The sequence below is a fragment of the Streptomyces alkaliterrae genome, from assembly GCF_007097205.2.
In the GTDB taxonomy this organism is placed as follows: domain Bacteria; phylum Actinomycetota; class Actinomycetes; order Streptomycetales; family Streptomycetaceae; genus Streptomyces; species Streptomyces alkaliterrae.
On the sequence record NZ_VJYK02000666.1, the window covers coordinates 1 to 719 of the forward strand.

Here is a 719-nt window from a genome sequence, read left to right on the forward strand (position 1 = left end):
GGGGTGCTCGGGGTCACCCGGTGCCGGGGCGCCGGGAGGGCAGCACACCGGAACGTCCGGACTCGGAGCTTCGCGGACGGACCGGATCGGCGCTCCGCGACCGGTCCCCGCCACCCGACTGACGGGCGGCGGCCCGGCCCTCGGCCAGCTCCGCGATGCGGACGCCCGCGCGGCGGGCCTCCAGATGCAGACGTCCGACGTTCGCCCGCGGCTCGGCGAGCACCGTCAGCACGGCCGTGGGACCGGCCGCGTACGTGGCGACGTAGCCGTGCTCGCCGCGTACGACCAGCTCGCGGAAGGCGCCCCGGCCGGTGGCGTCGGTCACCCGCAGCGCCACGCCGAGCGCGGCCGCGGTGAGTGCCGCCAGCCCCTCCGGCTCGACGCCGCCGGTGTCCTGGGCGAGCACCAGCCCGTCGACGCTGGCCGCCAGCGAGCCCGTCAGATGCGGCACGCGGGTGCGCAGCCGCCTCAGCTCGTCGAAGACCTCGGGCTCCACCGCCATCATCTGCCTCCTCCCCGCACGCTGTCTCAGGGCACGTCTCATGACGGCGCGAGACGTTCCTCGCGGTCGTGGTGCACAGGACGGGATGTCACAGCTTTTCCTCCAGGGCGTCTCGTAGTCGGCGGAGCAGTTCCACGTCCGGATCGGTGACGACCGCGTGGAGTCGGACGGGGTGCTCCGTTGGCCGGCGGGGCAGCGGCACGGCGGCCAACGGAGC

General features: G+C 75.2%; 1 protein-coding gene. It reads right to left on the reverse strand.

The annotated features are described in order from the left end of the window. Window positions 1-13 precede the first annotated feature (13 nt). Window positions 14-544, reverse strand: a complete 531-nt coding sequence (locus FNX44_RS27420; RefSeq protein ID WP_143651640.1) for a roadblock/LC7 domain-containing protein — start codon at window positions 542-544, stop codon at window positions 14-16. Window positions 545-719: the final 175 nt, after the last annotated feature.